Source organism: Moorena sp. SIO3I8 (genome assembly GCF_010692325.1).
Classification (GTDB): Bacteria; Cyanobacteriota; Cyanobacteriia; order Cyanobacteriales; family Coleofasciculaceae; genus Moorena.
On sequence record NZ_JAAHHW010000262.1, the window covers coordinates 1 to 2,751 of the forward strand.

A 2,751-nucleotide genomic window follows, 5' to 3' on the forward strand; every position below is an offset into this window, starting at 1 on the left:
ACAATTGGGTTCGAAGTGTGGTCTTCATTCTAATGTTAAGCTGCTGTCCGATTCAATTGGATGCTTGAGCAATGAGTTATTGGTAATTATTCATTGGTCATTGGTGCATAACAGGAGACTGTGCTTCGTGACATACTCCCGACGTTGCCCTAACGGGACAACGCGGGCTTCTTACCAACACCGGCCATTGCCTGGGTTACTCGGTAATTAAACTAAGCCGTGGGGTCGCCCCCGCCGACTCGTCTCCAAAACCGGACGTGAAAGTTTCCCCTCATCCGGCTCCTCGCGACGGAATCTCTTGTCAGTGGTACCTCTACATTAGAATGGATTTTCATCTAGATTCTCCTTGATTCTATGTTTTTCATCGTGGCAGTGTAGGTGGAGTAGCTCAAGATTTTTGAGTTGGTCGTTTCCACCTTGTGAGCGTGGTATTATATGGTGCGTTTCCATCACATCTCCTTCCTTGAAGGTGAGACCGCAGTGGGCGCATTTTCCTTTCTGTCTTTTCAGAAGTTTTCCTTTCTGGCTGGACATCTCAGGGTGTTTTGCCATGCGATTTCCCCAGTACGTTAGGTCTCCGTCAAATGTACTTCTGGATTCTTTGACTTTCACGTGTCTAACAATTTTTGTCTTTGCGTGTTTCGGTAGGTAGTTATCCTCCGAGGTCATGAATATCCAGTTGTCCACTATAGGTGTGTCCCATGGGTTCTTAGGTTTTTCAGTCTTAGTCCCCCAGTACTTTTTATTTACCCAGGTTTTGGATTTGTTAGGGTGTCTCCTGTATCCCCATCTTTGGAGTTTGTTCCAGAGCTTGTTGTCTAGTCCCTTGAATGTTTCCTGACTTACCGCTGCGCGATTGTAGTTACACCATCCTTTTATAATGGGTCTAAGACGCCTGATTAGGGCTTCTTGGGGAGCAGCTCTATATCTATCTATTTCTTTAGATAGCTGCTCCCAATGCTCGTTCACTTTTCTCTTTGATGGTTTGATGAGGGTTTTAAAACCTTGTTTGGATTGATTTTTTCCTACAGGGTACTGCCTGATATTAAAACCGAGGAAGTCGTACCCTTCTGTGGTGTGAACCAATTTTGTTTTACTTGGTTTTAGTTCCAGGCCAATGTCTTTTAACCATGTTTCTATAATTCTCTGACATTCTTCTACCACTTCTTTGGATTTGTGCATGATGATAAAATCATCTGCGTATCTTACGAAGTTTAACGCTTGTCTATTCCTTGCTTTTCTGCCGGGTAATGTTTCAGCGTATTCTTTAACTCGTTCTTCCATTCCGTGGAGGGCTATATTCGCCAAAAGTGGTGATATTATTCCACCTTGGGGGGTGCCCTCTATAGTAGGGGAGAATGTTCCTTCATCCATTACTCCGGCTTTTAACCATCCTTTGATTAATCGCTTCATGGAGGGATAGGTATTTAATTTTGTGAGAAGTTTTTCATGGTTGATTTTATCAAAGCATTTTGAGATGTCGGCATCAAGAGTCCATTTAGGTTTCTGTGCGATTCCCGTAAATATTGCTTCGATAGCATCATGGCATGACCTTCCTGGTCTGAATCCGTATGAGTTTGGTTCAAAATTGGCCTCCCATTCTGGCTCTAGAGCCTGTTTGGTCAAGGCTTGTAGTGCTCGGTCGTATATAGTTGGGATGCCCAGAGGGCGTTTCTCACTTTTTTGACCGGACTTATTTATCCAAACTCGGCGGGTTGGTTGAGGTTTTTTGTAAATTTTAAGGCTGGCTGCTAAGATTAGGCGCTGCTTGTTTTTCAAAGCTTTTCTCCCATCTATTCCGGCAGTCTTTTTACCTTTATTCTGTTGGGTTACCTTCCTTACCGCTAGCATTTTTCCTGACCAGGACTTCATCAGAGTCTTTTGCAGCTTTCTTACCACTCGAACATCACCACGTTGAGAGGCTCGGTATATCCGCTTTTGCAACTTGAATACGGTTCTTTCTAGCTTTCGCCAATTAACCTGATTCCATTCCGACTGTGGGGTAAACCCCCGAGTTTTAGACATATTGATTGCTACTCATAGCTATACCTTTTCCTATCACGTGAGTCTGTCGGCGTATCCTAGACATTACTCTAGGCTTTAGCTTCTGACTCAATCTCTCCCTCATAGGACTTGCGGCTAACTACCTACTTGAGGACCGACCTCTTCAAGAGACCTATGGGGGTTACTTCGTTCCTGATAACCATTCTGTTGAACTTTTAGAGTGATACTTTCCACCGGGAATTTAGGGAAATCATTACAAGGAAAACTAACCTTATAATCCTTTGTATTCCTTTGACTATTTGTCCGTAGCGTTTCAGCCTTTATTTCGCTACTCCAGCATTACGATGGTTCGGCGTATCTTCCTTGTGGTACTCATGAGTTCTTTGCCTGCTACTAACACCGTCTTTAGGCTGACAGTGCTTCGCTGTTCGACCCCGCTTTAACCTAGAGTTTGTTAGTTCTCAGTGGTTAGGGGTAAGGCTGTCACTCGGATTTCACGAGGGTTGGTATTTCACCAACATGGTTTTCAAGTTATCAAGGTTTGACCCTTGCGGCTAGTCCCCCAAATCCTTTATGGATAAGGTTTATAGCCAACGAATCACACAGCTTTACTACCGACGTGATGCCCCACCGCCAACTTCAATATATTTTTAGCCGCATTCACATCTCGATCTTCGGCATAACCACAATGAGGGCAAGAATGGATGCGGTCTTTTAGCTTCTTTGGTACTTTTACTCCGCAGTTGG

3 protein-coding genes are annotated in these 2,751 nt (G+C 44.1%); 1 reads left to right on the top strand and 2 read right to left on the bottom strand.

What is annotated here, in order from left to right:
• On the top strand, window positions 1-211 hold a 211-nt coding region (locus tag F6K51_RS35915; protein WP_293030613.1), incomplete at its 5' end, for a hypothetical protein.
• A gap of 107 nt (window positions 212-318) precedes the next feature.
• Here F6K51_RS35915 and ltrA read toward each other — a convergent pair.
• Together ltrA and F6K51_RS35925 are read right to left on the bottom strand one after the other, a co-directional pair.
• Window positions 319-2,025 carry a group II intron reverse transcriptase/maturase gene (gene ltrA / locus F6K51_RS35920; RefSeq protein ID WP_365940589.1) on the bottom strand — a complete coding sequence of 569 codons (1,707 nt, stop codon included), beginning with the start codon at window positions 2,023-2,025 and terminating at the stop codon, window positions 319-321.
• A 577-nt stretch (window positions 2,026-2,602) separates the two neighbouring features.
• Window positions 2,603-2,751: zinc ribbon domain-containing protein (locus tag F6K51_RS35925; RefSeq protein ID WP_293030616.1), on the bottom strand; the 149-nt coding region annotated here is incomplete at its 5' end.